The 26,248-nt window shown below is 75.0% G+C and carries 22 protein-coding genes and 1 pseudogene; 13 read left to right on the plus strand and 10 right to left on the minus strand.

Annotated elements, in window-relative coordinates; all coding sequences use genetic code 11:
- Window positions 1-4: 4 nt before the first annotated feature.
- The 10 genes from IE329_RS30580 (at window position 5) to IE329_RS30625 (ending at window position 12,314) form a co-directional block, all read left to right on the plus strand.
- A complete protein-coding gene (locus IE329_RS30580; RefSeq protein ID WP_190214249.1) occupies window positions 5-1,045 on the plus strand; it encodes an NAD(P)-dependent alcohol dehydrogenase in 1,041 nt (346 codons plus the stop codon).
- 58 nt (window positions 1,046-1,103) lie between these two features.
- Window positions 1,104-2,300 (plus strand): AAA family ATPase, encoded by a 1,197-nt coding sequence (locus IE329_RS30585; RefSeq protein WP_229927895.1) that lies wholly within the window; start codon window positions 1,104-1,106, stop codon window positions 2,298-2,300.
- A complete protein-coding gene (locus IE329_RS41670; protein WP_190214250.1) occupies window positions 2,297-3,013 on the plus strand; it encodes a bpX5 domain-containing protein in 717 nt (238 codons plus the stop codon). Before IE329_RS30585 ends, IE329_RS41670 begins: the two co-directional genes overlap by 4 nt.
- Window positions 3,010-4,710 (plus strand): hypothetical protein, encoded by a 1,701-nt coding sequence (locus tag IE329_RS30595; RefSeq protein ID WP_190214251.1) that lies wholly within the window; start codon window positions 3,010-3,012, stop codon window positions 4,708-4,710. Before IE329_RS41670 ends, IE329_RS30595 begins: the two co-directional genes overlap by 4 nt.
- Window positions 4,707-7,619: a bpX6 domain-containing protein gene (locus IE329_RS30600; protein WP_190214252.1), complete on the plus strand. Its 2,913-nt coding sequence runs from the start codon at window positions 4,707-4,709 to the stop codon at window positions 7,617-7,619. The genes IE329_RS30595 and IE329_RS30600 overlap by 4 nt, the downstream gene beginning before the upstream one ends.
- Before the next feature lie 92 nt (window positions 7,620-7,711).
- The gene (locus IE329_RS30605) at window positions 7,712-8,680 is read left to right on the plus strand and encodes an AraC-like ligand-binding domain-containing protein (RefSeq protein ID WP_190214253.1); all 969 of its coding nucleotides are present in this window, start codon (window positions 7,712-7,714) and stop codon (window positions 8,678-8,680) included.
- 165 nt (window positions 8,681-8,845) lie between these two features.
- Entirely contained in the window at window positions 8,846-9,430 is a 585-nt protein-coding gene (locus IE329_RS30610) for an RICIN domain-containing protein (RefSeq protein WP_190214254.1), read from the plus strand.
- 168 nt (window positions 9,431-9,598) lie between these two features.
- Entirely contained in the window at window positions 9,599-10,360 is a 762-nt protein-coding gene (locus IE329_RS30615; RefSeq protein WP_190214255.1) for an MEDS domain-containing protein, read from the plus strand.
- The gene (locus IE329_RS30620; protein ID WP_190214256.1) at window positions 10,357-11,325 is read left to right on the plus strand and encodes a sensor histidine kinase; all 969 of its coding nucleotides are present in this window, start codon (window positions 10,357-10,359) and stop codon (window positions 11,323-11,325) included. The genes IE329_RS30615 and IE329_RS30620 overlap by 4 nt, the downstream gene beginning before the upstream one ends.
- 395 nt (window positions 11,326-11,720) lie before the next feature.
- A complete protein-coding gene (locus IE329_RS30625; RefSeq protein WP_190214257.1) occupies window positions 11,721-12,314 on the plus strand; it encodes a choice-of-anchor C family protein in 594 nt (197 codons plus the stop codon).
- Window positions 12,315-12,437: 123 nt separating this feature from the next.
- On the opposite strand, the gene IE329_RS30630 is transcribed toward IE329_RS30625, so the two are convergent.
- A complete protein-coding gene (locus IE329_RS30630) occupies window positions 12,438-13,988 on the minus strand; it encodes an MFS transporter (protein ID WP_373311347.1) in 1,551 nt (516 codons plus the stop codon).
- Between the two features lie 115 nt (window positions 13,989-14,103).
- Here IE329_RS30630 and IE329_RS30635 point away from each other — a divergent pair, with 115 nt between their 5' ends.
- Window positions 14,104-14,592: a MarR family winged helix-turn-helix transcriptional regulator gene (locus IE329_RS30635; RefSeq protein WP_229927896.1), complete on the plus strand. Its 489-nt coding sequence runs from the start codon at window positions 14,104-14,106 to the stop codon at window positions 14,590-14,592.
- A gap of 216 nt (window positions 14,593-14,808) precedes the next feature.
- Here IE329_RS30635 and IE329_RS30640 read toward each other — a convergent pair whose 3' ends face one another.
- The 4 genes from IE329_RS30640 to IE329_RS30655 form a co-directional block, all read right to left on the minus strand.
- Window positions 14,809-15,159 carry a nuclear transport factor 2 family protein gene (locus IE329_RS30640; RefSeq protein WP_190214259.1) on the minus strand — a complete coding sequence of 117 codons (351 nt, stop codon included), beginning with the start codon at window positions 15,157-15,159 and terminating at the stop codon, window positions 14,809-14,811.
- Window positions 15,152-15,763: a TetR/AcrR family transcriptional regulator gene (locus tag IE329_RS30645; protein ID WP_190214260.1), complete on the minus strand. Its 612-nt coding sequence runs from the start codon at window positions 15,761-15,763 to the stop codon at window positions 15,152-15,154. The genes IE329_RS30640 and IE329_RS30645 overlap by 8 nt, the downstream gene beginning before the upstream one ends.
- Window positions 15,764-16,612: 849 nt before the next feature.
- Window positions 16,613-18,700, minus strand: a complete 2,088-nt coding sequence (locus tag IE329_RS30650) for a sigma-70 family RNA polymerase sigma factor (protein ID WP_190214261.1) — start codon at window positions 18,698-18,700, stop codon at window positions 16,613-16,615.
- A 225-nt stretch (window positions 18,701-18,925) separates the two neighbouring features.
- Window positions 18,926-19,198 carry a hypothetical protein gene (locus tag IE329_RS30655; protein ID WP_190214262.1) on the minus strand — a complete coding sequence of 91 codons (273 nt, stop codon included), beginning with the start codon at window positions 19,196-19,198 and terminating at the stop codon, window positions 18,926-18,928.
- A gap of 384 nt (window positions 19,199-19,582) precedes the next feature.
- Between IE329_RS30655 and IE329_RS30660 the strand changes: the two genes are divergently transcribed.
- Window positions 19,583-19,981 carry a nuclear transport factor 2 family protein gene (locus tag IE329_RS30660; RefSeq protein WP_190214263.1) on the plus strand — a complete coding sequence of 133 codons (399 nt, stop codon included), beginning with the start codon at window positions 19,583-19,585 and terminating at the stop codon, window positions 19,979-19,981.
- Between the two features lie 61 nt (window positions 19,982-20,042).
- Here IE329_RS30660 and IE329_RS30665 read toward each other — a convergent pair whose 3' ends face one another.
- The 5 genes from IE329_RS30665 to IE329_RS30685 all read right to left on the minus strand — a co-directional run bounded on the left by IE329_RS30665 (window position 20,043) and on the right by IE329_RS30685 (window position 25,373).
- The gene (locus tag IE329_RS30665) at window positions 20,043-20,705 is read right to left on the minus strand and encodes a DUF305 domain-containing protein (protein ID WP_190214264.1); all 663 of its coding nucleotides are present in this window, start codon (window positions 20,703-20,705) and stop codon (window positions 20,043-20,045) included.
- A gap of 91 nt (window positions 20,706-20,796) precedes the next feature.
- On the minus strand, window positions 20,797-22,188 hold the full coding sequence (locus tag IE329_RS30670; RefSeq protein WP_308438417.1) for a DUF1996 domain-containing protein: 1,392 nt from the start codon (window positions 22,186-22,188) through the stop codon (window positions 20,797-20,799).
- A gap of 565 nt (window positions 22,189-22,753) precedes the next feature.
- Window positions 22,754-23,308, minus strand: a complete 555-nt coding sequence (locus tag IE329_RS30675; RefSeq protein ID WP_190214266.1) for a hypothetical protein — start codon at window positions 23,306-23,308, stop codon at window positions 22,754-22,756.
- A gap of 422 nt (window positions 23,309-23,730) precedes the next feature.
- Window positions 23,731-25,044, minus strand: a complete 1,314-nt coding sequence (locus IE329_RS30680) for a HEAT repeat domain-containing protein (RefSeq protein ID WP_190214267.1) — start codon at window positions 25,042-25,044, stop codon at window positions 23,731-23,733.
- A 104-nt stretch (window positions 25,045-25,148) separates the two neighbouring features.
- Entirely contained in the window at window positions 25,149-25,373 is a 225-nt protein-coding gene (locus IE329_RS30685; RefSeq protein ID WP_190214268.1) for a hypothetical protein, read from the minus strand.
- Between the two features lie 244 nt (window positions 25,374-25,617).
- Between IE329_RS30685 and IE329_RS30690 the strand changes: the two are divergent.
- Window positions 25,618-26,248, plus strand: a pseudogene (locus tag IE329_RS30690) (hypothetical protein); the annotation flags it as partial.

The raw sequence follows: 26,248 nt of genomic DNA on the forward strand, positions 1-26,248 counted from the left end.
CATCATGAAGGCAGTCCAGTACCGCACCGTCGGCGCCGCCCCCGAGGTGGTCACCCTCCCCGACCCCGAACCCGGCCCCGGGCAGGTCCTGCTGAAGGTGACCGCGGCCGGCGTCTGCCACTCCGACATCGCCGTGATGAGCATGCCCGCCGGGCAGCTGCCCTTCCCGCTGCCGCTCACCCTCGGGCACGAGGGCGTGGGCACCGTCGCCGCCCTCGGCGCGGGCGTGACCGGCCTCGCCGAGGGCGAGGCGGTCGCCGTCTACGGGCCGTGGGGCTGCGGCCGCTGCGCCAAGTGCGCGGAGGGCAAGGAGAACTACTGCCTGCGCGCCGCCGAACTCGGAATCCGCCCGCCCGGCCTGGGCGCCCCCGGTGCGATGGCCGAGTACCTGCTCGTCGACGACCCGCGGCACCTCGTCCCGCTCGGCGGTCTCGACCCGGTGCGGGCCGTCCCGCTCACCGACGCCGGCCTGACGCCGTACCACGCGATCAGGCGCTCGCTCGGCAAGCTGCTGCCCGGCAGCACGGTCGCGGTGATCGGCGCCGGCGGCCTCGGGCACGTCGCGGTCCAGCTGCTGCGCGCGATGACCGCGGCCCGGGTGGTCGTCCTGGACGTGACCGAGGAGAAGCTCGCCCTGGCCCGGGCGGTCGGGGCGCACGAGACGGTGCTCTCGGACGCCTCGGCGGCGGCCGCCGTCCGCGAGCTGACCGGCGGTGCCGGCGCCCAGGTGGTGCTGGACTTCGTCGGCGCCCCGCCGACCGTGGCCGCGGCCGGCGCGATGGTGGCGGTCGAGGGCGACGTCACCATCGTCGGCCTCGGCGGCGGCACCCTCCCGGTCGGGTTCGGCGCCCTGCCGCACGAGGTCTCGGTGGCAGCCCCCTACTGGGGCACCCGCGCCGAGCTGATCGAGGTGCTCGACCTCGCCCGGGCCGGCGCCGTCGAGGTCCACGTCGAGACCTACAGGATCGACGAGGCGCCGCTCGCGTACGAGCGGCTGCACGCGGGGCGGGTCGCCGGCCGCGCGGTGATCCTCCCGAACGGCTGACGGCGCCGCGGAAACCCGCTGGTGGGCGTCGGCGCGGCCGCCGTAGACTCCGGTGCTCGTGACCGAGATCAGCACGCACCCGACCACCGATCCCGCCGCGACCGGCCCGGCGTCCCCGACGAGTCCCGCCGGGGACGCCGAGCTGGTCGCCGCGGCCGTGGCCGCCGCCGGGCGGGGCATGACCGACCGTGAGACGGTCGCCGAGGTGGTCACGCTCTGCGCGGTGGCCGGCGAGCACCTGCTGGTCGTCGGGCCGCCGGGCACCGCCAAGTCCGAGGCGGTGCGCCGGGTCGCCGGGCAGTTCGGCGGCCGCTACTTCGAGTACCTGCTCGGCCGGTTCACCGAGCCCAACGAGCTGTTCGGCCCGGTGGACCTGCGGCAACTGCGTGAGGGGAGGGTCGAGTTCGAGACCGCCGGGATGCTCCCCGAGGCCGACGTCGCCTTCCTGGACGAGGTGTTCCTCGGATCGACGGCGGTGCTCAACACCCTGCTCGGCCTGCTCAACGAGCGGGTCTTCCGCCGCGGCCGCACCGTGCTCGCCAGCCCGCTGCGGGTCTGCGTCGGCGCCGCCAACCACCTGCCGGACGACCCCGCCCTGGCCGCCTTCGCCGACCGCTTCCTGGCCCGGGTGTTCGTGGAGCCGGTGGCCGACGCCCGGCTGGAGGAGCTGCTGGAGGAGGGCCGGCGTCCCGCACCGGCGCAGGCCGGCCCCGGCGGCCCGGCCGGCCTGCTCGCCGCCGTGGACCGGCTGGCGTCCGCCGCCCGGACCTGCGACCTGGACGAGGTGACCCCGTTGGTGGCGGCCGCGCTGCGCCGGCTGCGCGGGGCCGGCGTCCCGGTCAGCGACCGGCGGGCGGTGCGCTCGCAGAAGCTGGTGGCCGCCGCCGCCGTGCTGGACGGCCGGAGCACCGCCTCCGCACGCGACCTGTGGGTGCTCCCGCTGATCGCCCCGACCGCCGACACCCAGGCGCTGGCCCGGGACACCCTGGCCGACCTGATCGAGAAGGCCGCCAACCGCAGCCTGGTGCACGCGGCCGATGAGCTCTCCCGCAGCACCGCCGCCCGGGCCGAGCGGATCGCCCGCACCGGTACCGCCCTGCTGGCCGAGCACCGCGGCCTCCCGGCCGGGCGCGACTCACGGTTGCGGCTGGAGGCGGCCCTGCGGGAGATCGACGCCGGCTTCGACCCGGCCGACCTGCCGGTCGCGCTGGCCGGCATACGCGCCGAGCTGGTCGCGGCGGTCGCGCCCTCGTGAGCACCCCGACCCCGCCCGGCCCGCCGTTCGGCGCACCGTCCGACTCACCGTCCGAGCCCCCGGCCGGCCCGAAGCCCGGTCTGTCGCACCTCGCGCCGTCCGGTGCCCGGCCCGGGCCGCCGTCCTTCGCGTTGCGCTGGGAGCGTCGTGAGCCGCCGCTGCCGGCCGCCGCCGTGCTGGCGGTGGGCGACACCGTGCCCGCGCTGGCCGCCGCCACCCGGGACCGGCTGCTCGGCGGTGCCCGGCTCGCCGTCCTCGCCGACGACGGACCGCTGCAGGACGACGGCCCGCCGGCCGACACCCTCGCGCCGCCGGCCGCCGTTGCGGTACCGGGTGCCTCCGGGGTGCCCGCTGCCGGCGACATGCCCGCTGCCGCCCGGACGCCCGCCCCCGTCGGCCGGCCCGACGGCGGTGGCCCGCCGGCCCCGCCCGGCCCTCGCGCCCTGCCCGCGGCCCCGCCGCTGCTGCTGGTGCTCGGGGCCGAGGAGGACCTGCCGTGGGCCGACGGCGCCCGCTACCTCGGCCTCGACGCCGGCCTGCTGGTCCCGACCACCGCCCGCCCGGGGCCCGCCCCCGCACTCTGGCGCCGCGCCCTCGGAGCGGCGGAGGGCCGGCTCTGCGTCCTCGTCCCCGGCCACGCCCTGGTCGCCGACCCGCCACCACCCGCCACCCCGGCCGCCCTGGAGCCGTACACCGGGAGAACCGCCCGATGACGACCGCCCGACTGCCCGCCGCCCTGGCCCCCTGGGCCGCCACCCTCGCCGCACTCAGCCCCGAACTCGCCGTCGCCCTCGGCCCGTTGCTCCGCCGGCTGGACACCCTGGTCGGCGAGCGCGAGCCGCTCACCGACGGCCTCGGCGACCCGGAGGGCCTCGGCGGCCTCGCCCGCACCGGCCGTCCGGACGCCCTGCTGCCCGCGGAGTGGCTGCTCGCCGACGCCTACCCGGACGAGTTCATGCGCCGCCTTGTCGACGGTGAACTGCTCTATTTCGCCCCCGAGTTCCGCACGCCCGCCGCCCGCGGCCGAGTCGTCGCGCTGGTCGACACCGGCCCCCTTCAGGCCGGTGCCGGGCGGCTGGTCCAGCTGGCCGCGCTGCTCGTCCTGCACCGCCGGGCGGCCGCCCGCGGCACCGAACTGGTCGTCGGCGTACTCGGCGACCCGGCCGGGGGGTGGCTCACCGGTGACCTCGCGGAGCTGCTGCCGGCCTGGTTGGAGGCCCGCCGCCATGCCGACCCCACCCCCGAGGACGTGCGGAACGCGCTGGAGGGCCTCGACGCCGACGACCGGGTCTGGCTGCTGACCTCCCCCCAGCCGGCCGGCCGGCACCCGGCCCGCGTCCGGGTGCTGACCGGCGAGCCGAGCCGCTGGTCCGCCACCGGCGCCACCCACGTCACCGTGCACCTCGACGGGACGGGCGCCGAACTGCCCCTGCCCGCCCCCGAGATCGCGGTGCGGGCGCTGCGCGGTGCGGAGTTCCGCCGGGCCCCCGACCCGACCGTCGCAGAGCTGCCCGCCGGCGTCCGCGGGGGAGCCCTGCCCGCCTTCACCACCGACGCCCGGACCGTGCTCGCCCGCGGCCCGCGCGCGACCACCCTGCTCGCCGTCAACCTGCCCGGCGGCGGCTACGGCTCCCACGCCACCCCGGTCCGGGCCCGGCGCCACCGGCTGCCCGGCCCGGTGGTCGCCGCCGGGCGGATCGGCCGGCGACTGATCGCCCTGTACGCCGACGGAAACCGCCTCACCCCCTACGTGAGCGGACGCCCGATCAGCGGACGCGGCGGCGAGCCGGGCGGCTTCACCGCCGAACTGGGCGCCTTCGGGCTGGATCGCGACCTGCCGGCCGCCCTCCTCACCCGGCCCGTCCTGCCGCTGCTGCGCGACGGCGACGACCTGCTGCTCCCGCTGGCCGGCCGCTGGTGGCGGGTCACCCCCGAGGGCGCCGTCACGGACGACGGGGAGACCGCCGGCGGGGCCGAGGGGCAGCTCCCCTTCGACCGCTTCCGCGAGCCCCGCCTGTTCGCCGGGCCCCTGCCGCCCGAGGCGGCCGGAGCCCGCCACCTCGTGCACAGCGGCGCCACCGTCGGCTGGTCGCCGGACGGCAGGAGCTGGCAGCTGCGGACCGGGACGGACCGGCCGGTGCGCCTCTCCTTCCGGGAGAACGCCGACGTGATCGGCCTGGTCCACCACGGCGGGACGCCCAGCCTGATCACCTGCACCCGCGCCGGCCGCCTGGTGCGGGCCGTCCGTGCCGACGGGGTCCGCACGCTGAGCCGCTTCTCCGGCGGTCCCACCCCGCCGGCCGTCCACCCGAGCCTGCCGCTGATCGCCGCCGAGACCCGGCCGGGCCGGATCGTGATCGGCGACGCGCACACCGGCCGGATCCACCACCTGATCGGGAGCGACGATTGAACGCCACCCCCGCCGCCACCCGAGCCGCGGCGTCCGGCGCCGGCCTCGCCGCCGGCTTCGTCCTCGACGTGCCCGTGATCGGCGCGGCCGAGGCCGCCGGGCGTGTCCTGGCGCACTGGCAGGAGGGCGCCGAGCTGCGCGAACTCCCGGACGGCCGCTGGCTGCTGGTGCTGGCCGAGCCGGTGTGGACGAGGGCCGACCGGGCCCCCGGGCTGCCACTGCGACGCACCGGCGCCGGCGTCCTGCTCGCCCTCGGCACCGGCACCGCTGACGGACCCCCGGCCGAGCCCGGCCACCTGGTGCACCCGGTGGGCGGACGGACGCTCACCCACCGGATCTCCGGTCTGACCCTGCTGGACCCGGCCGGCTGGCTCGACCCGACCGGCCTCACCCTGCACCGCCCGCGGCCGCTCGGATCCGCCGACGGCCGCACGGCCGAACCCGTCCTGGAGGCCCTGCCGCCCCACCCGCGGCCCGACCTGAGAACGGCCGCCGGCATCGGCCCCCGCACCGAACGGGCCCGCCGGCTCACCGAGGACGCCCCGGGCCGAGCGGGTGGCCGGTCGTTCCTCCGGCGGCGGCCGGCCGTCCTCGCGGCGCTGTCCCGCCAGGCCGCACGCGGCGTCGCTGCCGTCCGTCCGGCGGCCGCCGTGCTGCTCGTCCTGCCGGCCCTGGCCGGGCTGCTGGGGCTGATCGGCCTCCTGCGGCTGGTCGGCGAGCACGGCCTGAACCCGCTCGTGCTGATCGTGGCGATCGCCGTCGGGCTGTCCGCCGTTCGCCGTCGCACCGGCTCCGCGGCCGGTGCCACCCACCGCCCCGGAGCGCCCGGCCAGGCGTCGCCCGCCGCCGGGCGCAGGCCCCGTCGCCGCCCGTTGGCCGACCTGGTGGCCCGCCTGACCATGCGCAGCCCGGCCGGGCGGCTGGTGGCCGGCCGGCACGCCCGCTACCTGCGCGAACTCACCCACGCCTTCGAACAGCGCCGCTGGGAGGACGCGCTGCGCGACGCCGTCCGGGTCGCCGGGGACACCCCGGGCACCCAACGGCCATGGCTCTCGCTCACCCTTCCCCGCCGGTACACCGGCGAGCTGCGTGCCACCCCAGGGGAAGCCGGGCCCGGCGGTGCCTCACCGCTCTCCGCCCCCACCGTCCACCAGCACCTGTCCGGTCTCTACCGCGGCGCCGCCGAGGCCCTGGAACGCGAAGGCCGGGTCGACGAGGCGGCGTTCGTCCTCGCCGACCTGCTGAACGCGCCGGAGGAGGCCGTCGCCCTGCTGGACCGGCACGGCCGCACCGCGCAGGCCGCCGAGCTGGCCGAGGGCCGCCGGCTGGCCGCCGACCTGGTGGTCCGGCTCTGGTGGCGGGCCGGCGAGCACGAGCGCGCCGTCCGCACGGCGCACCGCCGGGGAGCCTTCGCCACCGCCGTGGACCGGCTCACCGCCGACGGCCACCCGCAGGAGGCCCGCGACCTGCGGCTGGCCTGGGCGCGGCACTGCCGGGAGGCGGGGGACCGGCTGGGCGCCGTCGAGGCGGTCTGGCCCGACGAGGCGCTGCGCCCCACGGTCGTCGGCGACCTGCGCGACGCGGTGGCCCTCGGCGGCCCGGCCCGGGGCCGGGCGCTGCCGCACCTGCTGGCGCTCGGGGCGGGCGAGTCCACGAAGGGGCTCGCGCTCGCGGTGCTGGCCGGCGACGGGGACCCGGGGCGCACCGGGCGGTCCGCGCTGGCCGTGGTCCTCGCCGGCCTGCCGGCCGCCGACCCGGCCACCGACCGTGAACTCGCCACCGCGGCCGCCCGGGCCGCCGTGCGGGACGGCGGCTTCGGCGACAACCCGGGCGGCCGGACCGACACCGCCCTGTTCGACCGGCTCGGCCGCCGCGCCGACCCGCTGGCCGTCGCCGACCTGCCCCGGCCCCGGGGGCGCGCCCGCACCGCCGGGACCACGCCCCTCCACACCGCCCCGGACCGGCCCGGCACGCTGCCGGTGCTGGACGCGGCCCTGCTCGGGTCGGGGTCGGTGCTGGTGGCCTGCGGCCACGCCGGGGTGCGGCTGCTCGCCGCCGACGGCCGCACCAGGGCCCGCTGGGACGTGCCCGCCGACCGCCTGGTGCTCGCCGACCACGGCGGCAGCGCACTGCTGGTGGCCGGCTACGGACGGGTCCGCGAGGTCGCCCGGCTCGACCTCGCCACCCGCGCCGTCCGGTCCTGGGCGACCTTGCCGGCCGCGCACTTCGTGCCGTCCTTCGACGGTCGTCACCTGATCACCGCCGACCAGGAGGGCATCTCGGTGCTGGACACCCTGACCGCCCGGCCGAGCGTGGTCTGGCGCGAACTGGGCGACGGGCAGAGGCTGGTGGGCCGGATCGCCCGCACGGCCGGGGGCTGCTCGGCCGTGGTGGTCTCGACCCTGCCCGACGGCTCGCCGCTCACCGAGCTGTGGCGCTGGGACCTGCCCGGCTGGGAGCTGCGCTCCCGCCGCCGGCTGGACGACGCCGAGGCAGACCCCGCCGCCTCGGTGGTGCTCGCCGCCGGCGGACTGCTCACCACCGCCCTGCCCGACGGGCCGGGCGCGGAGCCGGCGCGGACCACCACGCTCCGCCGGGCCACCGAGTCCGGCCGGCCGGCGCCCGAGCTGACCGTCGAGGGCGTCGCCCCCGGCGGCCCGGTGGTGGACGGTGACCACTGGGCGCTGACCGTCCCGCGCCCCGACGGCTCCGGCCTCCTGGTGCACACGGGCAGCGGCCCGGCCGCCGGGCCGTCCGCGACCGTGGCCCTCCCGCACGCGGACCCGCCGGTGGTCGGGATCCGGCGGCACGGCGACGCCCTGACCCTCTGGCACCGCTCCGGCCGGGTCCTGGCGACCTCCGCCGACGGCTCCGCCGTCCTCGCCGCCCTACGGGTCACGGCAGACTGAGGCCGGGCCGTCCCGGGCGCCCGGGACGGCCCGGCCTGCCGGCAAGCCCACGCAGCGATCACTGATGACCCGAACCTCCAGGGGGATGCCGCATGATGCTTTCGCTGTCCTCGGCCGACGTGTCACGGGAAGAGCGGTTCGACTGGTTCGCGGACCTGGTCGGGCGCGCCATCTCGCCCACCGAGATCATCCACGACCGGTCGGGGGACTTCGCCGCCGATGCCTCCGTCCTCGGCCTCGGGCCGGTGCAACTGTCGAGCTTCTCCTACACGCCGCTGCGGTCGCGTCGCACCCCCGGCCTGATACGGCGGGGCGATCCGGAGCAGTACCACCTGGCCGTCGTGACCGGGAGCCCGATGTGGATCAGCCAGCAGGGCTCGGAATCGGGACTCGTCACCGGCGCCATGGTGCTGTGGGACACCTCCCGCCCCTACGAATCCGGAGCCAGGGACGACGGCTCCCCGGTGCGGTCGACCATTCTGCAGATCCCCAAGACGGACATCGGTCACACCCTGTCCAACAGGATCGACCGATTACTGGCTCGCCCGCTGCAGGTCGATTCCGGCATCGGAGCGGTCCTCGCCCAGTACCTTTCCTCCTTGGCCGTGCACGGCGACGAACTGGCGGCGGACGACCGCGGTCGCCTGGGGAGAATCGCCACGGACCTCTTCACCTCACTCATGGCGCAGCACCTCGACACCGCCGCCCGTCTCCCGCCCGAGTCGCTGGCCGACACCCTGCGAGCGCGAATCACCCACTTCATCGACGAGAACCTCGGTGATCCCGCTCTGACCCCCAGGACCGTCGCCGCCCGGCACAACATCTCGCTGCGCCGCCTGCACCAGCTCTTCGAGGGCCGGAGCGAGAGCGTCGCCGCCACCATTCGTCATCGGCGGCTCGGCAGGTGCCACTCGGACCTGACCGACCCCCGGCTCCGCCACCTCCCGGTGTACGCCGTGGCGGCCCGGTGGGGATTCGCCAGCGCCGCCGCCTTCAACCGCAGCTTCCGCCACGCCTACGGCATCACCCCCACCCAACTGCGCCGGCAGTCCGGAGCGTAGGACTGCACGGCAGGCCAAGAACCTCTGCACGGAGGGTGAAACAGCGCCGCGCGGATCCTCCTAGGCTCCCTCAGGGGGCGGCCGACGGTCTGCGCGGCGTCCCGGCGGGGGAGCTTCTCGGCTCTCCCGGACATCACTTTCCTGGGGGTTGAAGTGAAGATGTCCTTGCTCAAGGTCGCAAAGAAGGGACTTCGCGCGGGTGGGTCCGCCGCGCTGGGGGTGTCCCTCGTCTCGGCCGCACTGGTCGGGGCGGCCGGCTCCTCCTCGGCCGAGACCGTCTCGTCGGCCCGGACCGCACAGACCCAGATCACTGCCCGGAGCGGCAGCGCACAGCTTTCCGCGCTCGCGGCCGCCGCCCAGCACTACAAGAACGCGAACAGCGGCAAGTGCCTGGTGGTGCAGGGCACGGCGAACAACAGCGGCGCCTTCCAGTACGACTGCGCCAACTTCGCCGACCAGCAGTGGAACGTCTCCTGGAATGCCAGCGGTACGGCGTTCCAGCTCGTCAACAGCAACAGCGGGAAGTGCCTGGTCGTGCAGGGCACCGCGAACAACAGCGGCGCCTTCCAGTACGGCTGCGGCAACTTCGCCGACCAGTTCTGGTACGGCTGGGTGGACAGTGCGGGCCGGTACCAGTTCCAGAACGCGAACAGCGGCAAGTGCCTGGTGGTGCAGGGCACCGCGAACAACAGCGGCGCCTTCCAGTACGACTGCGGCAACTTCGCCGACCAGCTCTGGTGGGTGTACTAGTCCTGGTCCCGTGAGCGCCCGCCGGTCCGACCGGCGGGCGCTCGTCGCGCCCCGACGGCGATCGTTGACCCACGGTGCAGCGTGGGCGGGGCACGTGGGCGTAGGAGCCGCGTGATCGGGCACGAGTAGAGTGGGCCTGTCGGGAGCGGGGCGAGAAAGGGAGCCGGGGTGAGGACAGCACGCGGGGTGGCGACGCTCGATCCGGTGGACGTCGGGGACCACATCTGCTGGATCGCCGGTCCCGGTGAGGACACGGCCGGGCCGGCGCGTGCCTTCGTGGCCGACGGCGAGCTGTTCGGCGACATGGTGCTGGTCCTCGGGAGCGCCGGCGATGCGCCCTGCGGACCCCAGTCCTGGGAGTCGCTCTTCCGTGAGGTACGGCGGGGTACCGAGCGTGCTGCCCGGGAGGGGTTCCGCGCCCTGCGGGTGCTGGCGGACCTGAGCGGTCTCGCCGGCACCGAAACCCGCCCGGACGTCCTCGCCCGGCACGAACTGAGGCTGGACGCCCTGGTCGCCGACAGCGGCGCGATCCTCGTCTGCCGCTACGCCCGGGCGGTGCTGACCCCGGAAGCCGTCGACCAGGTCGCCGGAGTACATCCGCAGCATCTGGGCAGAGGACCGGTCGGCCCGGCGTTCCGGCTGTTCCTTGCGTCCCGGGACAGGTGGAGCGTCAGTGGTGTCGTGGACACGGAGGGCGCCGAGACCTTCCGCACGGCGCTCGGCGAGCTGCTCAGTTCGGCACCGGTGTTGCACCTGGAATGCGGGGATCTGGAATTCATGGACAGTGCCGGGATGACGGCCCTGGCGGCGGTGGCCCGTGGGTTGCCGGACCGCCGTATCGAACTCCACCATGCCAACGCGACCCTGAGCCGCAGTTGGTCGCTGCTCGGGTTCGAGCACCCCGAGATCCCCGTGGAGCTGAAGCGGTGAACCACCCCGACACGGCTTCCGCCGCCGTCCCCGCGCCGGAGACGGGGCTCCGGCACGTCCTCTTCCCCTACGCCGACGAGGACGGGTTCCTGGCCGGCACCGTCTCGTTCGTCGAGCACGCGCTCGGCGCGGGCGAGACGGTCGTGGTCGCCGTCTCGGGCCCGCGCGAGCAACTGCTGCGCGAGGCGCTCGCGGACACCGGCAGCGCGGACGGGGTGGCCTTCCTGGACGCCGGCGGGATCAGCAGCAACCCGGGCCGGCTGATCCCCGTCTGGCAGTCCTGGATGGAGAAGGTGGCGCAGTCGGGGCGTCCGGTCCGCGCCATCAGCGAGAACCGGTGGACCGGGCGTACCAGCGCCGAGAGCGCCGAGCTGCGGTACCACGAATGGCTGCTGAACCGGGCGTTCGCGGAGTCCCCGGTGTGGTGGCTGCTCTGCCCGTTCGACACCGGGGCCGTCGCCGACGGGACTCTGGAGGCGCTGGAAGGCTGTCATCCGCTGTTGCTCGGCCAGGACGGCCCGGTGCCGGCCGCCGGGTACGCCGAGGTGCCGTACGCCTTCGAGGCCCTCGGGGACCCTTGTGATCCGGACGAGGAACTGGTCTTCTCGGCCGGCGCCCTCGCCGCGGTCCGTGAGCGGGTCACCCTCTGCGCCGCTCGGCACGGTCTGCCCGGCGACCGTCTGCGGGATCTGCTCGTCGCCGTCACCGAGGTCGCCGCCAACAGCATCAAGTACGCGGGCGGCGGGACGCTGCGCACCTGGGCCGAGGACGGCCGGGTGATCTGCGAGGTCCGCGACGGCGGGTTCATCGCGGACCCGATGGCCGGCCGGATCAGGCCGACGCTCGACCAGAACGGCGGCCGCGGCCTCTGGCTCGTCCAGCAGATGTGCGACCTGGTCCAGATCCGGACCAGTGCGGAGAACGGCACCGTCATCCGTCTCACCATGGGCACCGAAGGCGCCTGAGCACCCGGCCGGTGCGCCGAGGCGCGGCGTCGTGCGACGGCGCCAGGACCTCTCAGGAGGGCTCAGCCACGATCCGGTGTCCGACGAGGCGGCCGGCGGCGACGCGCACCAGGTCAGGACCGTGCGGCCGCGCACCGCAGGCCGGCGGTCGGCGGCGGCCTGCGCGCACCGCAGCGGCGCGGCGCCCGGGCCGGCCGGTCCCGCGTCACCGGGCTCGCGGGCGGCCTGTTCCTGGTGCGCGGAGCCGAAAACCGGACGGCCAGGACGTCGAGGCGAGCGCCTTTGATGAGATGAAATGTCTTTTCCCCGGGGCCTTTTTCCGGCCCCCAGGAATCCGTACCTTATTCGTGGACACACCACTTATGGATGCTGCCGAACCTTCGGGAGGGGAATTCATGCTCGCCGTGCGCGCCTGCGTCATCGCCGCCACCACCGTCCTGCTCGCCGCCGCCGGGGCCACGGCCTCCGCGCAGACCGTCAGCCGTTTCGACGACGGCAGTTTCGAGAACCCCAGGGCGGCGGTCAACAGCTTCAACACCCTGACCGCGGGACAGACCGTCGGACCCTGGGGGGTCACTGCGGGGAGCGTCGACCTGATCGGCGCGGGTTTCTGGCAGGCGGCGGAAGGAGACCAGTCCGTCGACCTCAACGGCAGGGGGCCGGGCGCGGTGGCCCAGACCTTCAGCACCGTCCCCGGCGCGACCTACACCGTCACCTATGCCCTGGCGGGCAATCCCGGAGGCGGCCCCGCCCTCAAGACCGGCAGTGCCCTCGTCGACGGGCAGGACTTCCAGGACTTCTCCTTCAACACCACCGGCAAATCGTTCACGAACATGGGATACGTCAACCGGCAGTTCACCTTCCGGGCCACCGGTACGGCCACCGTCATCGCTTTCGCCAGCACCACGACGACCGGACCGTACGGTCCGGTCGTCGACGACGTCCGGATCGAGCGCTGCGCACCCTGCCCGCCCTGCGGCAACGGCTGACGGGCGCGGCACGCGGGCCCGGCCCGAGCGCCTGACGCCGGCCCGGCCGTGCCGGCCACCCGGCCGGCCGGGACCCGTACGGCCCTGGGGCTGCCCGGAGCGGGCGGCCCCGGGGCCCCGTGTTCACACGGCGGCCCGCTCCTGGCCGGAGGGGCCAGCGGCGCCGATGCCGTGCTGCTCGTCCTCGGGGCGTCCCCGCCGGGGCAGCAGGAGGGTGACGGCGAGGAACGCGACCAGCAGGCAGGCCTGGACGACGAGGGCGTGGTGGAAGGCGCCGGTGAAGTCGGCGCTCCTGGCCCGGGCGAAGAAGACCGAGCCGAAGATCGCGACGCCGATCGACCCGCCGACGGCCTGCACCGCGGACAGCACCCCGGAGGCCGAGCCGATCTCGTGGTCGTCCACCGCGGCGAGGACGAAACTGAACAGGGCGGCGATCACCAGGCCCGCTCCGACGCCGGAGAGGGCCACACCCGCGGCGATGTCCCAGATCGAGAACGAGGCCGGGGAGAGGCCGTCGAGCTGGAACCAGAGCAGGGCGGCGCCGGCCAGCTGGACCAGCGGGCCGATCTGCAGGACGGCGCGGCCGATCCGGTCCGCCAGGAACGCCCCGCTGAGCGCGCCGCCGATCGCCGTGCCCACCGCCAGCGGCAGGTTGCCCAGCCCCGCGTCGCCGGCGCTGAACTGACGGCCGATCTGGAGGTAGAGGGTGAGCACGAGCTGGGTGCCGACGAGCCCGCCGAAGAACAGGGCGATGCCGCCGAGCCCGACCGTGAAGGCGGGCTTGCGCAGCAGGCCCGGGGTCACCAGCGGTTCACGGCCGGCCGCGGCCGTACGGCGCTGCCGCAGGGCGAACAGGGCGAACCCGACGACCGAGGCGACCAGGCACAGCCAGGTCCACAGGGGCCAGCCGTCCTGCTGCCCCTGGTTCAGCGGCAGGACGAGGAGCGCGCACGCGGCCGCGACCAGTCCGGCGCCGACGGTGTCGACGCTCACGCCGGGGTGGCCCGGCTTCTTCGGTACGAACCTGGCGGCGATGACCAGGGCCACGATCCCGACGGGCAGGTTGACCAGGAACACCGACCGCCAGCCCAGACCGAGGAAGTCGCCCTCGACGAGGAAGCCGCCCAGGACCGGGCCGATGATGCCGCCGAGCCCGAGGACCGGGCCGAAGACCGCGAAGACCTTGGTGAGTTCCGGCCCGTCGAAGTTCTCCCGCAGCAGGCCCAGGCCCTGGGGCAGCAGGACCGCGCCCGCGGCGCCCTGCAGCAGCCGCAGGACGATCAGGAGCTCGATGGTCGGGGCCAGCGCGCACAGCAGGGAGGTGGCGGTGAAGGCGCTCAGGCCGATCAGGAACATGCGCCGGCGCCCGTAGCGGTCGCCGAGCCTGCCGCCGAGCACCAGCCCGGCTCCCAGCGTGAGCGCGTATCCGCCGATCACCCATTGCAGGCCCACGGGGCCGGCGCCGAGCGATTCCTCCAGGGCGGGGCCGGCGACGTTGACGATCGAGGCGTCCAGCAGGTCCATGACCTCCGCGACGAGCATCGCCACGAGGATCAGCCAGCGCCACCGGTAGGGGCCGGTGGTTTCGCCGGGGGTGGTGGTCTCGCCGGGGTCGGCGGTCGTGCCGGGGTCGGCGGTCCGGTAGGGACTGGTGGCGGGGGACGGGTCTCGCACGGTTGATACCTCCATCATGAAGTAATTCCATGGTGAAGGTAAAGTGGGGACGGTAGGTTGTCAAAGCGGGCGCCGAAGCGGACCGCGCGGCAGGCGAGAAGGGTGGCGGGCCTCCATGGCGGGACCGGACGGCGACGGTGTGGCGGCGCAGCGCGAGCGACTGATGGAAGGACTGCGGATCTACGGCGGTCAGTACGCCGAACTCGGCCGGCGCTTCGCCGCCTGGCTGGGACTGCACTCCACCGACGCGACGGCGGTGCTGGAGATCGCCGCCGCCGAAGAGCGCGGGACCCCCCTCTCGCCCGCCCGCCTGAGCGAGCGCATCGCCCTGTCCACGGGCGCCACCACCGCGCTCCTGAACCGCCTCGAAGCGGCCGGGCACATCACCCGATCCCGCGAGCACCCGGACCGGCGCATCGTCACCCTGCGCAGCGGCGCGCACATCCAGGAACGCGCGGACGAGTTCTTCGGCCCGCTGGCCCACCGCCTGGACACCGCGATGGCCGACTACCCGCCGGAGCTCCTCCAGCGCTTCGAGGCCTTCGTGGCCGACCTGAACGCGACCCTGGAGGCCCACCTCGCCGAGCGGAAGCCGGGCGACTGAGGAGCCGCGCCGCCGCCGGGCCGCCCCGGCTGTCCCGTCCGCCCCGACGGGAGTGGCTGGTCCCGGCACGCGGTGGTCCGCCGGTGCCGCCGGTGCCGCCGGTCCGCCGACAGCGCGAGGGTGCCCGCCCTCGGTCGGTGGGACCGGGACGGGCACCCCCGCGCTCGCGACGCTCCTCGGCGCCGGACCCGGAGCCTAGGCCGGGTCCGACACGGCCTAGGCCGGGAGGAAGAAGCCGGTGATCTCGGCGAGGCGTCCGTCCTCGTGGTGGCGGGCGGTGCTGATGCCGGCCGAGGCGCGCTCGCCCCGGCCGTCGAGCTGGGTCCAGCGCGCGAGGGAGCGGTCGTGGTGCTCCAGCACCTCGTCGATGCGGAACCGGTGGCCGGGGAAGGCGTCGGCGAAGCCGGCCATGTAGGCGGCGAGTCCGGTCAGGCCGCCGACCTCGGTGCCGGGGTCGCGATAGGCGACCTCGTCCACCGCGACCGCGCCGAGGGCGGCCGGCCGGTCCGCGGGGGCGGCCGACCAGCAGGCGGCGTAGTCGTTCCAGAGCTGCTGGGTGTCACTCATGGTCGTCCTGCTTCCGTGGGGTTCTCAAAGAACCGATCGACGCGATCGCGCCGTCGGTGACGCCGTGCAGGGTGGTGCGGGGCAGGCCGGCCCGGACGAGCACCAGCAGGCCCTGGTAGAGCGCGAGCAGATGGGCGGCGGTGGCCGCGACGTCGAGGTCGGGCGGCGTGTCGCCGCGGTGCCGGGCGCGGGTCAGCGCGTCGGCGAAGCCGCCTTCGATCGCCGCCAGGCCGTGGTGCACGCCGGCCGCGGCCCGGGGGAGGGTGAAGGACTCGACGGCGGTGTTGGTGAGCAGGCAGCCCGGGTCGGGTTCGGCGCCGGTCTCCACCGCCGAGGTGAAGAACGAGCGGATGCCGGCCAGGGGGTCCGCCGGCTCCAGCAGGTGGACCCGGACCCGGCCCTGCACCACCCGCTCGTTGTAGGCGTCCAGTGCGGCGTGGAACAGGCCGTCCTTGTTCCCGAACGTCCGGTACAGGCTCCCGGGGTGCAGTCCGGTGGCCTCCTCGATGTCCCGCAGCGAGGCGCCCTGGTACCCCCGGTGGCGGAAGAGCCGCATGGCCGAGGCCAGCACCTCGTCCTGGTCCCAGAGTTGTTTGCGCCCCATCGCGGCCTCCGTAGTTGAACGATTGCTCACAAAAATAGCACGGCCTGGGCGGTCGGCTCGCCGTGCTCAGCTGGATGTCGGTCCGGTCGGCCGGCCACGCTCCCCGGCCCCGGCGGCACGAGGACGGCCCCAGTACTCCCTGTGCCGGCCCAGGGGGCCCACGGGCGAGCGACCGGGGACGCGCGACCGGGGCGTTCCGCTGTCTCCGGGGCCGGCCGTCGTGATCGCCCTGGCCCCGGAGCTACGACTGGTGTCCACCCAGGTGGCGCTGAAGGCGATCAACCCCGAACCGCGGTACCGGGCCGACCTGCTGCGCCGCTTCGGGCGCGAGACGTAGGTGGTGGCCCATGGACCCGGCCGCCTGCGGCGGACGGGCGCTGGGCCCCGGGCCCCGGGGTGGGCGCCGGGCGGTCGTACCGGGCGTTGTAGTCGCCGGACGGGCGGCCGTACCGCGCGATGGAGTCACCGGGCGGGCGGGCGCTCGACGCCCGCCCCGGGGCAGGGGCCGATCCGCTCGCCGCAGGCCGTGCGGGTGCCGGCCCGGGCACCGGCCGTGGCGTGGTCCGTGGTGCACCGGCTCGGCCTGGTCCACCGCGACCTCAGGGCCGCGACCATCACGCTGACCACCGCCGGACCGCGCCTGCGCCGGCTCGGCTTCGCGGCGGCCGGCACCCGGTCACCCGCGGCGGCGGCGGACCGGGGACCGTCACGTACGTGACGCCGGAGGAGTGCGGCGACGAGCATCCGGGCCCGGCCGCCGACGTCCGGGCCCGGGCGTGCCGGGTGGTGTGCGCCGCAGCGCCGCGGTGCGCCCGGACCGGGCACACCGCGGGGCTCCGGCGCCGGCGGTCAGCGTCCCGCGGCGGCGTAGGCGGAGCCGACCGCGTTCGGCGCACCGCCGGGCTGGAACAGGCCGGTCGCCCCGGGCTCGGTGGCGGGCAGCGCGAACCAGGCGTACCGCTGGACGTAGGGCAGGCCCTGGAGCATCGCGGTCGACGCCTTGACGAAGGCCACCTGCTGGTCGGCGGTCGGAAAGCTGGTGCCGCCGGCGAACTTGATCAGCGCGTACTCGGTCAGCCACACCGGCAGTTGGTAGCGGTCGTGCACCGCCTTGAGGTACTGCTGGAGCTGCCCGACGGCCTCCGTGGTCCGGAAGTCCGAGCCGTACCAGTGCAGGGCGATGAAGTCGACCCGGTACCCGCGGCTCCGGGCCCCCTGCATGAACTGGTCCAGCCAGCCGCCCGGATCGGCGCCGCCGTAGGCGACGGCGGGACTGCCGAGGGTGAGCCCGGTGGCCATCAGCTTCGGCCAGAGGTCCAGGGCCTGCTGCGGAGTCAGGTTGGACTGCGCCGCGAGGTCCGGCTCGTTGAAGCCCAGCAGGGTGCTGCTGCCCTGCTGGGTGGCCTTGGCCAGGGAGCCGTTGCCGACCGCCGCCGAGCCCCAGATCATCGGGACGAAGTCGACGCCGGCCGGCCCCGCGATGCCCGGGTGGTCGGGGCCCCAGGTGTAGTACCAGGAGGCCCCAGAGCCCGTCAGCGCCGTGCCCACGCCGTCGAAGGACCAGGTCGACACGCCCTTCTTGGCGCCGCGGACCGGCTGGGCGGCGGGCGCCGGGCCACCGGTCGCGGCGGCGGGGGACGACGGCGCCGGCTTGCTCGAAGGCGCCGCGGTGGGCCGCGCCGACGCCGTCGCCGTGGTGGGCACCGCGGACGGGGAGGGGGACGGCTCCGCGGACGGCTGCCCGGCCGTCTCCGGCGCGGCCGCCGACGGCGTGTCACCGGCCGGGGCCGAGGAGGGGAGCAGCGGCCCGGAGGCGGCGGCGGGGCGCGGATCGTTGCCGTTCAGGCTCGCCGCCAGCAGGCCCAGCGCTGCCACGGCGGCCACCACGCCCACCATCAGGCCGACACTCTTCACGGTGGCCCGGCCGCCGGCCCGGACGGCCCGGTGACCCTGCCGGGCCGCCCGCCGTCCGGCGTGCGCGCCCTGCTCCGCGCCGGTGCCGTGTGCCGGGCCCGGGTTGACGTCCGCCACCGGGTTGACGCCCGGGCCGTTGACGCCCGGGCCCGGATCCGCGCCCGGCCCGGCGCCGTGCTCCGCGGCGGGGGTCGGGGCCGGGGCGCCGATCGCCTCGCCGCCGCCGGGCGGCGGCAGCGGCAGCGGGTGACCGGTCGGTACGGGGACGAGTGCCAACCCGGCCAACAGGCCCTCGGCGGGTATCAGCCCCCGCGCACCCGCCGTGCACCGCGCACAGTCCCGCGTGTGCCGGGCCAGCCGCTTGCGCCAGAGCGGCCCGGGAACCTCGTCCCAGGGCTCGGCGAGCGCCGCCAGCTCCGGGCAGACCGGCCGGCGCTCCAGCGCCCGCACCAGCGAGCGGGCGATGTCGAGCTGCCGCTTCATCCGCTGCACCCGCACGGCTGTGTGCGCCGGGGAGAGGCCGAGGGCCGCCGCGAGTTCGGCCCGCCCGAGCTGTCCGGCGGCCTCCAGCCACCACAGGGCGAGCAACTCCTGGTCGGCCGGGTCGAGCCAGCGGGTCGCCAGCGCCACCTCCCGGCGCTGGCCGGTGAGCCCCAGCCGCAGGATCGACAGGTCCACGAAGTCCGCCTGCGGATCGGCCGGTTCCGGCACCTCCTCCAGGGCCGCGGACGGCTCCACCTCCACCTGTTCCGCCCGGTACCAGCGCACCTGCCGGACGGTGACCGCGACCAGCCAGCTGCGGAAGGCGGCGGGGTCGCGCAGCTGGGGCAGCCCGGCGACGACCCGGAGCAGGATCTCCTGCGACAGGTCGTCCACCTCGCCGGGCCGGCCCAGCGACCGGCCGACGATGTTGTAGACCAGCGGCAGGCAGAACGCCAACAGCTCGTCCAGCGCCGCACCGTCGCCCTGCTGCGCGGCCGCGACCCTGGCCGCGGTGAGGCCGCCGTCCTCGAATGTGCTCATGGTGCCTCTCGCTCCTCGTCGCGGCGGACCGCCGGACGGACCGGAATGTACATCCCACAGTCGGAGTCCTGAGCTGCGGTATGCCGATAACAGAAACCTGCGGGGGTGGTGGGGGGACGCCGGGGCAGGCGCCGGGGCAGGCGCCCGCCCGCAGCCGACCCCGGGAGGACCCCGCCCGCCGGCCGCCCCGGCGGCCGGCGGGACGGCGCCCCCGCCTCGTCCGGGCTAGCCGAGCGCCTCCCAGAGCGCGACGGTGTGCGGCGCGTCGGGGTCGGTCTCCTCCCACTGCTCCGCCAGGGCCAGCACCCGCTCCAGGGCCTCCCGCAGGAGGGCCTCCGCCGGCCCGACCGGTGGCTGGTTCGGGTAGGAGGTGAACGGCAGGGGAGCGACCAGCCGGAGCACCGGAGGGGCCGGGCTGGGCGCGGGCGGCATGGCGGGCGGCACGGCGGCCGAGGCGTCGCGCAGCGGCGGGTGAACGGGCCGGGGTGTGGTGTTCATACCGGCCCTCCGGTCGGGCGTGGCTCGAACGTGGACATGGTGCCTCCCGCTCCTGGTCGTGGCGGGCCGCCGGACGGACCGCCAGGACGCGCCGGAATGCACGTCCCACCGGAGGAGTCCGGACCTGAGGTGCGCCGATAACAGAAATTTTCTGGCGGAGGCATTCCCTGCTGCCCGTGCGACCGGCCTCCCCACGGGTCCGGTCTCCCCGTACGACCGGCTTCCCCCCTACTACCGGCGGTCCCGCACGACCGGCAGGGTGCCCGGGCCGGTCCCGGCCAGGACCCGGACCACGCCCCCGACCGGGCCCGGCCGGAGCGCCGGCCGGGTGCGGTTCCGGACGACGGAGCCTCGTCCGCGCCCCGGCGGTGCTAGTGTCGCGCCATGTCCAAGACCGAGATCGACGCGGTGACCGCCGAGTTCTTCGGCGCCTTCGACAATCGGGGCGGCAAGCCCGCCGACGTGGCCCGGATCCGCCGGCTGGTCATCCCGGGCGGCGTGATCGTCAAGGCCGGCCCCGACTTCACGGTCTACACCGTGGACGAGTTCGTCGAACCGCGCGAGGCCCTGCTCGCCGACGGCCGGCTGGTCGAGTTCGCGGAGTGGGAGACCTCCGAACGGACCGAGATCGTGGGCGACATCGCGTCCAGGGTCGGCGAGTACCGCAAGTCCGGCATCGCGGACGGCGAACCGTTCGAGGGCGGCGGGACGAAGACCATCCAGTTCGTCCGCACCCCGGAGGGCTGGCGGATCGCCGCCTTCGCCTGGTTCGACCAGCCCTGACCCCTGACTCCTGGCCCCTGGCCCGTCGGTCCGGCTGCTTCGCGGTCCGGTGCCCGGCCGACTACGGTGCGAGCCGGGCGAGTTCGGCGCCACGGCTGCGCCGGATGTCGGCGGCCAGCTCGCGGGTGGCGTGGTCCCTGCCCGCCGCGTTCTCGGAGTCGGCGAGCCGGACCGACTGCTCCAGGTACTCGCGCAGGTACGTGCTCACCAGACGGTCGAAGGCCGCGCCGGTCTCCTGCTGGGCGGCGGCGTACTCGGTGGCGGTGGTCATGCCCGGCATGTCATGGCCTTCGTGCGGGCGGGCCTGGTCGGCGTCGGCCCGTACGAGGAGCGCGTGCAGACGGGTCAGGTCGGCACCGTCGGCGGCGGTGACGGCCGCTGCCAGCTCGCGCAGGTCCGGTGAGGCTGCCCGAGCGGTCACCAACTCGGCCAGTCGCAAGGCCTGTTCGGTCATCGGAGCGGCCAGTTGGAGCCAGGCGAGATCCGTCGGGTTGAACGCGGCCCCGGCGATCGAGGCGGCGTCCGTCGCGGACGTCCCGGCGCCGGCCGCGGTGCCGGGGCCGCCGCCGGCTACCGTTCCGGCCCCTGCCGCGGGTTCCCGGCTGGACGCCGCTCCGGTGACGGCGGGTGCCTGCTTCCCGCCGGCGCCGGGGACCGCGACGGCGGCGAGCCCGCCGCACACGACGAGCGAGGCCACCGCCGCGCCGACGAACGCTCTTCTCATCGGGAACCCTTCCGAAAGGACGCCGGTGGCCCGGGCGGGAGGGCTGTGCCGCCCCGCCCGGGCCGGTGAACGGGAGTGGAGTGCCTAGGCGTCAAGGACGCCCGTCGGCACCGCACTTCACGATCGGGTTGATGCAGTCACGGACGCGCCGCTCCATCTCGGCGGCCGGCCAGACGTTGAAGAAGTCCCCGTGCATCGTGTAGCCGGGGCCGGAGGCCAGCCGCAGCCGCGACGGGTCGCCGGTGACCGGGTAGCGCAGCACCTGGCGGAGCTTGGGCACCGGCACCGGGTGGGTGGCCGGGCAGGCACCGCCCACGGGGTACGCCATGTGGCTCTTGTGGTCGGCCGAGTCGAGGTCCTTGCCGTTCCAGCACTGCGGGAAGTCCAGGTACGACTCCAGCATCGTGCCCGCCGGGCAGTTCACGAAGTTGTGGGACGGGTTGACCTCGCCGGCGTGCAGGCACGACCAGCGCGAGATGGTGTTGTCGTCCGGCCCGGTAGCCTTGGCGTTGCCCGCGACGATCCGCAGACCCCGCGGCAGCGGCTGGGTGTTGGCGATGACGTCGTCCCGGACACCCTCCCCGAGGTAGTAGAAGGTGGTTCCGGTCGGCTCGACCGGGACGTTGTCCGCGTACAGGGTGGGCACCCAGTAGGAGGAGATGTCGGTCACCGGGTTGCAGGTGCCGCCGGACGTCGCGAGCCGCCCGAGGTCGGAGAACGCGTCGGTGGCGTTGTTGCCGAAGAAGCTGTGCATGTGCGAGCCGCCGGGCAGGCCGGGCAGCACGATCGGATCGTCCGGCAGGCGGTGGCTGTAGGGGCAGTCCGCGAGGAACTCCGCGACCCGCACCGCCCCGGGCGGCACCGCCTGGGTGCCGGCCGTGCCGAAGACCTGGAACTCCCAGAGCGAGACGCCCCAGGCGGTGGCCCGCGCGGTGGCGAGCACCCGCACGTACCGGCCGGTGGCCGAGAGGTCCAGGGTCTGCTGCCCGGCGGCTCCGGTGGCGTTGCGGACGGTGACCCAGTTGGTGCCGTCGGCCGACACCTGCAGCTGGTAGGTACTGGCGTACGCGGCCTCCCAGTTCAGGACGACGCGGTTGATCGCGGAGTTCGCGCCGAGGTCGACCCGGATCCACTGGTTGTCGGCGGCCGCGCTGGACCAGCGGGTCCCGCCGTTCCCGTCGACGGCGAGCCCGGCCGGGTAGGCCGCGTTCTCGACGGAGGAGGCGGTGACCGGACGGCCCTGCGAGAGCGGGGTGTCCACGGCCTGGGCCTGGCCGGTGGTGCCGGTGAGCAGTGCCCCGGCGGTGACGACGGCCGCGACGAGGCCGGTCAGCCGTCGGCGCAGCATGCCGGAGGCGGAGTGCGAGCGGGCGCGCGAAGGGGGTCGCGGAACCGGGGACCGGAGCGGCGACCGCAGGGTGAAGGACCTCATGGCTTCCAATCGGGTGGGGGAAGGAGCCGGAAAGGTGCGGTGAGGGTGCATGACGGGCACTCGACATCCATGGGGGGAGAGAGCGCTCTCCGAAGCTAGGATCCCGTGCGACCACTGTCAAGTCATCCCGCTGGTCCTCCGTCAACGTACCAACGCTGGAAGGCTGTTGCCGACCCCTTGGGGAGAGCGCTCCCACCTGTGCCGGCCAGCAAGGAAGGCCTGAGGTTGCGGCAGGCGTCGGACTCCTGCCGTCGAAGGCCGCTCTGGGAGGGTGTCGACCAGGAGTCCGGGCCGCGGGGTGCGGCCGACCCCTCGTCAGTTCCGCGGTCCGGCCGTGGTCGGGCCGTGGGGCCGAAGGCCGATGAAATGCCTGGGCCTGTCCCTGGTCGGCGGGCCCACCTGCGCCGAGGAGGGCTCGAAGGCGGTCATCCGGGTGAAGAGGGACCAAACCGCCCACCGGAAGATCAAGGGCCCCGCAGGCGGCCGGCCCGTCCACCACGACGCGGGCGTGACAGGACCTCGGACGGCTACCTCGTCGGCCTCCACCTACGCGCCGCGATCACCGGGATCAAAGGTCTCACTCGGAGCACCCATTGAGCACACCTCAACACGTGCCCTAACGCCCTCGTCCGCGGCCGCGCTGCCGGCTGCTCCCGCCCTTGCCGCGCCGTCTGCCCGTGGCCTTGTCCCTGCGCTCGCCCGGGGCTTGAACCGGGCGGTCCTGCCGGTCGATGCTGCCGTCCTCCGACAGGCTCGCGGCGTACGAGAGCGCGTGCTGGACCAGCAGGGACAGAAGGCGCTTGGACTCCGCCGAGGGAAGCTCACTCTGCCAGGGACAGACCGGGTACCAGCCCTGGCCCGGATCCGTGAGGGGCGGGCAGGGCGCTGCGGGCTCCAGGAGTTCGGGGGGCGCCTCGGGGAGGCGCACCAGCAACGTGCCCATGCCCTGGGCGACGACCGCCGCGACGCCCTTGGCCGCCAGCACCGGAACGCCGAAGGCCGGCAGGACCGGCCACTGCGGGGCAAGGTCCTCAAGTCTCTCGACGAGATCGGGGTGGGTGTGCAGCGCCCACCCCTCGTAGACAAATTCACCGTGCTCCTGCGGAACGCCCTGTCCCCGCAGCAGGTCGAGCAGCACTGCATTCTGAGGCAGGTCCGGCAGCAGTGTCATGCCCGGAGATGCTACGCGCCGTCCGGCGGCAGGGGCAGTTGCAGTAGTCCGCTCCACCACCCCGGTCAGGAGCGCGAGGAGCACTCGGCCGATCGCGGCATGCGCTCACCGAGCGGGTGCCTCACGGGGCAGTTCCACCACCGCTTGAGGCCGGCCCCCTGACGGGCGCGGTGGCTACGTGGGGATCGTCATGGTGTCGCGGATGCGGCGGGTGCGGTCAGCGGCGTCAGCCTGGTCGAGGGGGCCGGTTGACCGTCGACCCACGCCGTGAAGGTCACCGAGCCGGCGGTGTAGTGATTCACCCAGAGGCATGTGGTCATGACGATCATCGCCTCGGTCGAGGCTCCGCACTTGAGGCTGCTGTGCTGGTCGTGCGGGTCCCCGGGCGTCGGCGCCGGTCGGCGGAACGGTTGTGCTGGTGCTCAGAGCCGGAGTGCTCCGGGCGGGGAGCCGAGGCGGCGGCCGTACTCGGTGAGGGCCAGTACGCCGGTGCCGCGGGCCGGGGTGCTCGCTCCGATCGACCGGAGGTCCAGGCTCAGTTCGGCGGACAGGCCGGGGGCCAGTTCGAGCAGTTCCCACTCCCATTCGTCCTCGTCCTCCTCGGTGAGGAGGTGGCCCGCTGCCAGGGAGGGCAGAGCGAGCGCGGTCCGCCGCCGCTGTTCGTAGGGAAGGGGGGCGCCCAGCTCCAGGTGCCGCGTGTCCTCACCGGGTATGTAGGCGAAGCGCCGCACGACGGTGCCCTGTTCGGCGATCAGCACGGCCGATCCGTCGTGCTGGTTGCTGTACCAGTAGGCCTGGGCGTGCCCGTACCGGGTGCTCAGGCGCGTACACGCCTCCAGGACCTCGGCCTCGCGCTCGGCGGAGGCCGGGTCGCACCACGAGCCGACCACCAGGGTCCAGCCGGCGAGCTCCGGGGTGACGAACACACGGCGGTACTGGTCCAGCGGGTTCTCGTCCAGGCCGGCATGGCTGTCCAGGTCGGCGGCGAGCACCCCGGCGACGAACGGCACCGGGCGCGGCGCCGACAGGCCGAGGAGGTCCATCACTCCGCTCTGGTCGCCGGTGCGCACCGCGATCCAGGACAGGAAGCAGCACGTCACCGGAGAGGGAAGGTCCTCGGGCAGCTTGAGCCGTACCAGTCGCTCCAACGCCGCCATGTCGCGGGCGCTCAGCACGCCCTCGCCGCCGATCTCCGCCAGCGCCTCCAGGGCACCGGCCCGCGCGGCACCCGGACCGGCGTGGCGCACAGCCTGCAACAGCGGCACCACGGCCGTGCCCCAGGTGGAGAACGACCGAACTGCCGTGCGCCGTACCTCGGCGTCAGGGTCGCCCAGCAACGGCAGCACGTGCTCCGCGGCCCGCACTCCGTCCGCACCGCACCCGTGTATCGCCCGGACCGCTGCGCCGCGCACCACCGGATCCTCATGGGTCAGCGCATCGGTGTAGTCGGGCAGCGCCGTGGCCCCCAGGCCGGTGAACACCCGCAGCGCCCGCCAGGACGCCTCTCCCGGTGCCGCGCTTCGCAGAGCGTCCAGGACCGGCTGGAACGCCGGGGCGCCGGACCGTCGCAGGGCGGTCAGCAGAATGTCCGGGCGCACCGGAGAGGCAGCGTCGCGCACGTGCTCGATCAGGGCCGGCAGGGCTGCCGGGCCGAGCTGGGCCAGAGCGTCTTCGGCCACTTGTCGCTCAGCCTTGTCGGGAGCGGCGAGAGCCAGCACCAGTTGGTGGGTCGTCATGGCCGCTCACGCTAGCCGCCGCCACCGACAGCCGGGCCCGCAGGAAGGCGCCCGGGCCGGTCACGGCGTCGCGGAGATGCTCCCCGGGGGCGAAGGGGCACAAGTCAGCTGAAGCCAAGCTCGGTGAAGGCGCATCCCCCGCGCTCGGCGTAGGGCAACGCCTGCCCGGACACGAGCTCCGGAGCCTGCCGGAAGTACTGGCGGAATCCGGAGGCGCGGAACTTCAACTCGAACGCATGGCCCTCGATGTGCCAGAGCGGCATGTGTGAAAAGCTCGGGCGAGTGTCGTCCGGCGCCAGCCGGTGCACCGTGTCGATCTCCAGTTCCAAGGTCAAACCCTTGAAGTCGAGGCGCCCTCAAGGTCGATCGCACCGCTGCCGCCTGTCGCCGGCCGCTGCTGTCCTGCGGTTGAACGTGAACGGCAGCGTCGACGTCAACGGCCGTCGGCCGGCCGCACTTCCTGCGCCACCCCGCAATCCAGGCAGGGCCACCGACCGGCGAGGAGCGTCGTTCCACACGTGCGACGTCCGGAGCTGTCGGCGGTGTCAGAGGCGTGGGCTACGGTGCCTGGTCGTGGAAGCAGCTGATCTCGACTACCGGGCCCGGACACAATCGGGCTGTCTCTCACCGCGCCTGGTCTCCCGGCTTCTTGAACTCGGCCTGGCCGAGGAGGTGGAGTTCTGGGCCGGCCGTGGTGAGTGGTTCTGCGCGCGGGAGTGGGCCCGGTCGCTCGCCGAGCGGGGCCGGCAGGCCGAGGCGCTGGAGGTGCTCGCGCCGTACGTCGCCACGGGTTGGTGGACGGCTGCCGAGGCCATGGCGGGGCTGCTGGAGGCGAACGGCCGGGCCGACGAGGCCATCGCGCTGGTACGACCGCACGCGGAGGGCGGGGAACGACTGGGGCTGGGATTCTTGGCGCGCCTGCTCGCCCGCCACGGCCGGGGCGACGAGGCCTTCGACCTGCTGCGCCCGCACATCGAGGACTGGTACCTCGCCGAGCCGCTCGTCGACATCGCCGGGCCCACCGGCCGTCACGAGGAGGCCTACCGACTGCTGGCAGACCGGATCGAGAACGCCCCGCCCTCGCGCTGCTGCGACCACCCGTCCTGCGGCAGCCGTCGCGTCGAGCCGTTCAACGCCATCAACCTGCTCGCCACGATCCGCGAGCGCCAGGGCCGCGTCGACGACGCCATCGCCCTGCTCCGCA

The sequence above is a fragment of the Kitasatospora indigofera genome (assembly GCF_014655955.1).
GTDB classification, from domain to species: Bacteria; Actinomycetota; Actinomycetes; order Streptomycetales; family Streptomycetaceae; genus Kitasatospora; species Kitasatospora indigofera.

What these genes read in the sequence shown, in the direction of transcription:
- IE329_RS30680 (WP_190214267.1), bottom strand. Translation starts at nt 25,044, where the DNA reads ATGACGACCCACCAACTGGTGCTGGCTCTCGCCGCTCCCGACAAGGCT.
- IE329_RS30645 (WP_190214260.1), bottom strand. Translation starts at nt 15,763, where the DNA reads ATGGGGCGCAAACAACTCTGGGACCAGGACGAGGTGCTGGCCTCGGCC.
- IE329_RS30625 (WP_190214257.1), top strand. Translation starts at nt 11,721, where the DNA reads ATGCTCGCCGTGCGCGCCTGCGTCATCGCCGCCACCACCGTCCTGCTC.
- IE329_RS30675 (WP_190214266.1), bottom strand. Translation starts at nt 23,308, where the DNA reads ATGACACTGCTGCCGGACCTGCCTCAGAATGCAGTGCTGCTCGACCTG.
- IE329_RS30595 (WP_190214251.1), top strand. Translation starts at nt 3,010, where the DNA reads ATGACGACCGCCCGACTGCCCGCCGCCCTGGCCCCCTGGGCCGCCACC.
- IE329_RS30660 (WP_190214263.1), top strand. Translation starts at nt 19,583, where the DNA reads ATGTCCAAGACCGAGATCGACGCGGTGACCGCCGAGTTCTTCGGCGCC.
- IE329_RS30635 (WP_229927896.1), top strand. Translation starts at nt 14,104, where the DNA reads ATGGCGGGACCGGACGGCGACGGTGTGGCGGCGCAGCGCGAGCGACTG.
- IE329_RS30655 (WP_190214262.1), bottom strand. Translation starts at nt 19,198, where the DNA reads ATGAACACCACACCCCGGCCCGTTCACCCGCCGCTGCGCGACGCCTCG.
- IE329_RS30640 (WP_190214259.1), bottom strand. Translation starts at nt 15,159, where the DNA reads ATGAGTGACACCCAGCAGCTCTGGAACGACTACGCCGCCTGCTGGTCG.
- IE329_RS30580 (WP_190214249.1), top strand. Translation starts at nt 5, where the DNA reads ATGAAGGCAGTCCAGTACCGCACCGTCGGCGCCGCCCCCGAGGTGGTC.
- IE329_RS30665 (WP_190214264.1), bottom strand. Translation starts at nt 20,705, where the DNA reads ATGAGAAGAGCGTTCGTCGGCGCGGCGGTGGCCTCGCTCGTCGTGTGC.
- IE329_RS30605 (WP_190214253.1), top strand. Translation starts at nt 7,712, where the DNA reads ATGATGCTTTCGCTGTCCTCGGCCGACGTGTCACGGGAAGAGCGGTTC.
- IE329_RS30670 (WP_308438417.1), bottom strand. Translation starts at nt 22,188, where the DNA reads ATGCACCCTCACCGCACCTTTCCGGCTCCTTCCCCCACCCGATTGGAA.
- IE329_RS30650 (WP_190214261.1), bottom strand. Translation starts at nt 18,700, where the DNA reads ATGAGCACATTCGAGGACGGCGGCCTCACCGCGGCCAGGGTCGCGGCC.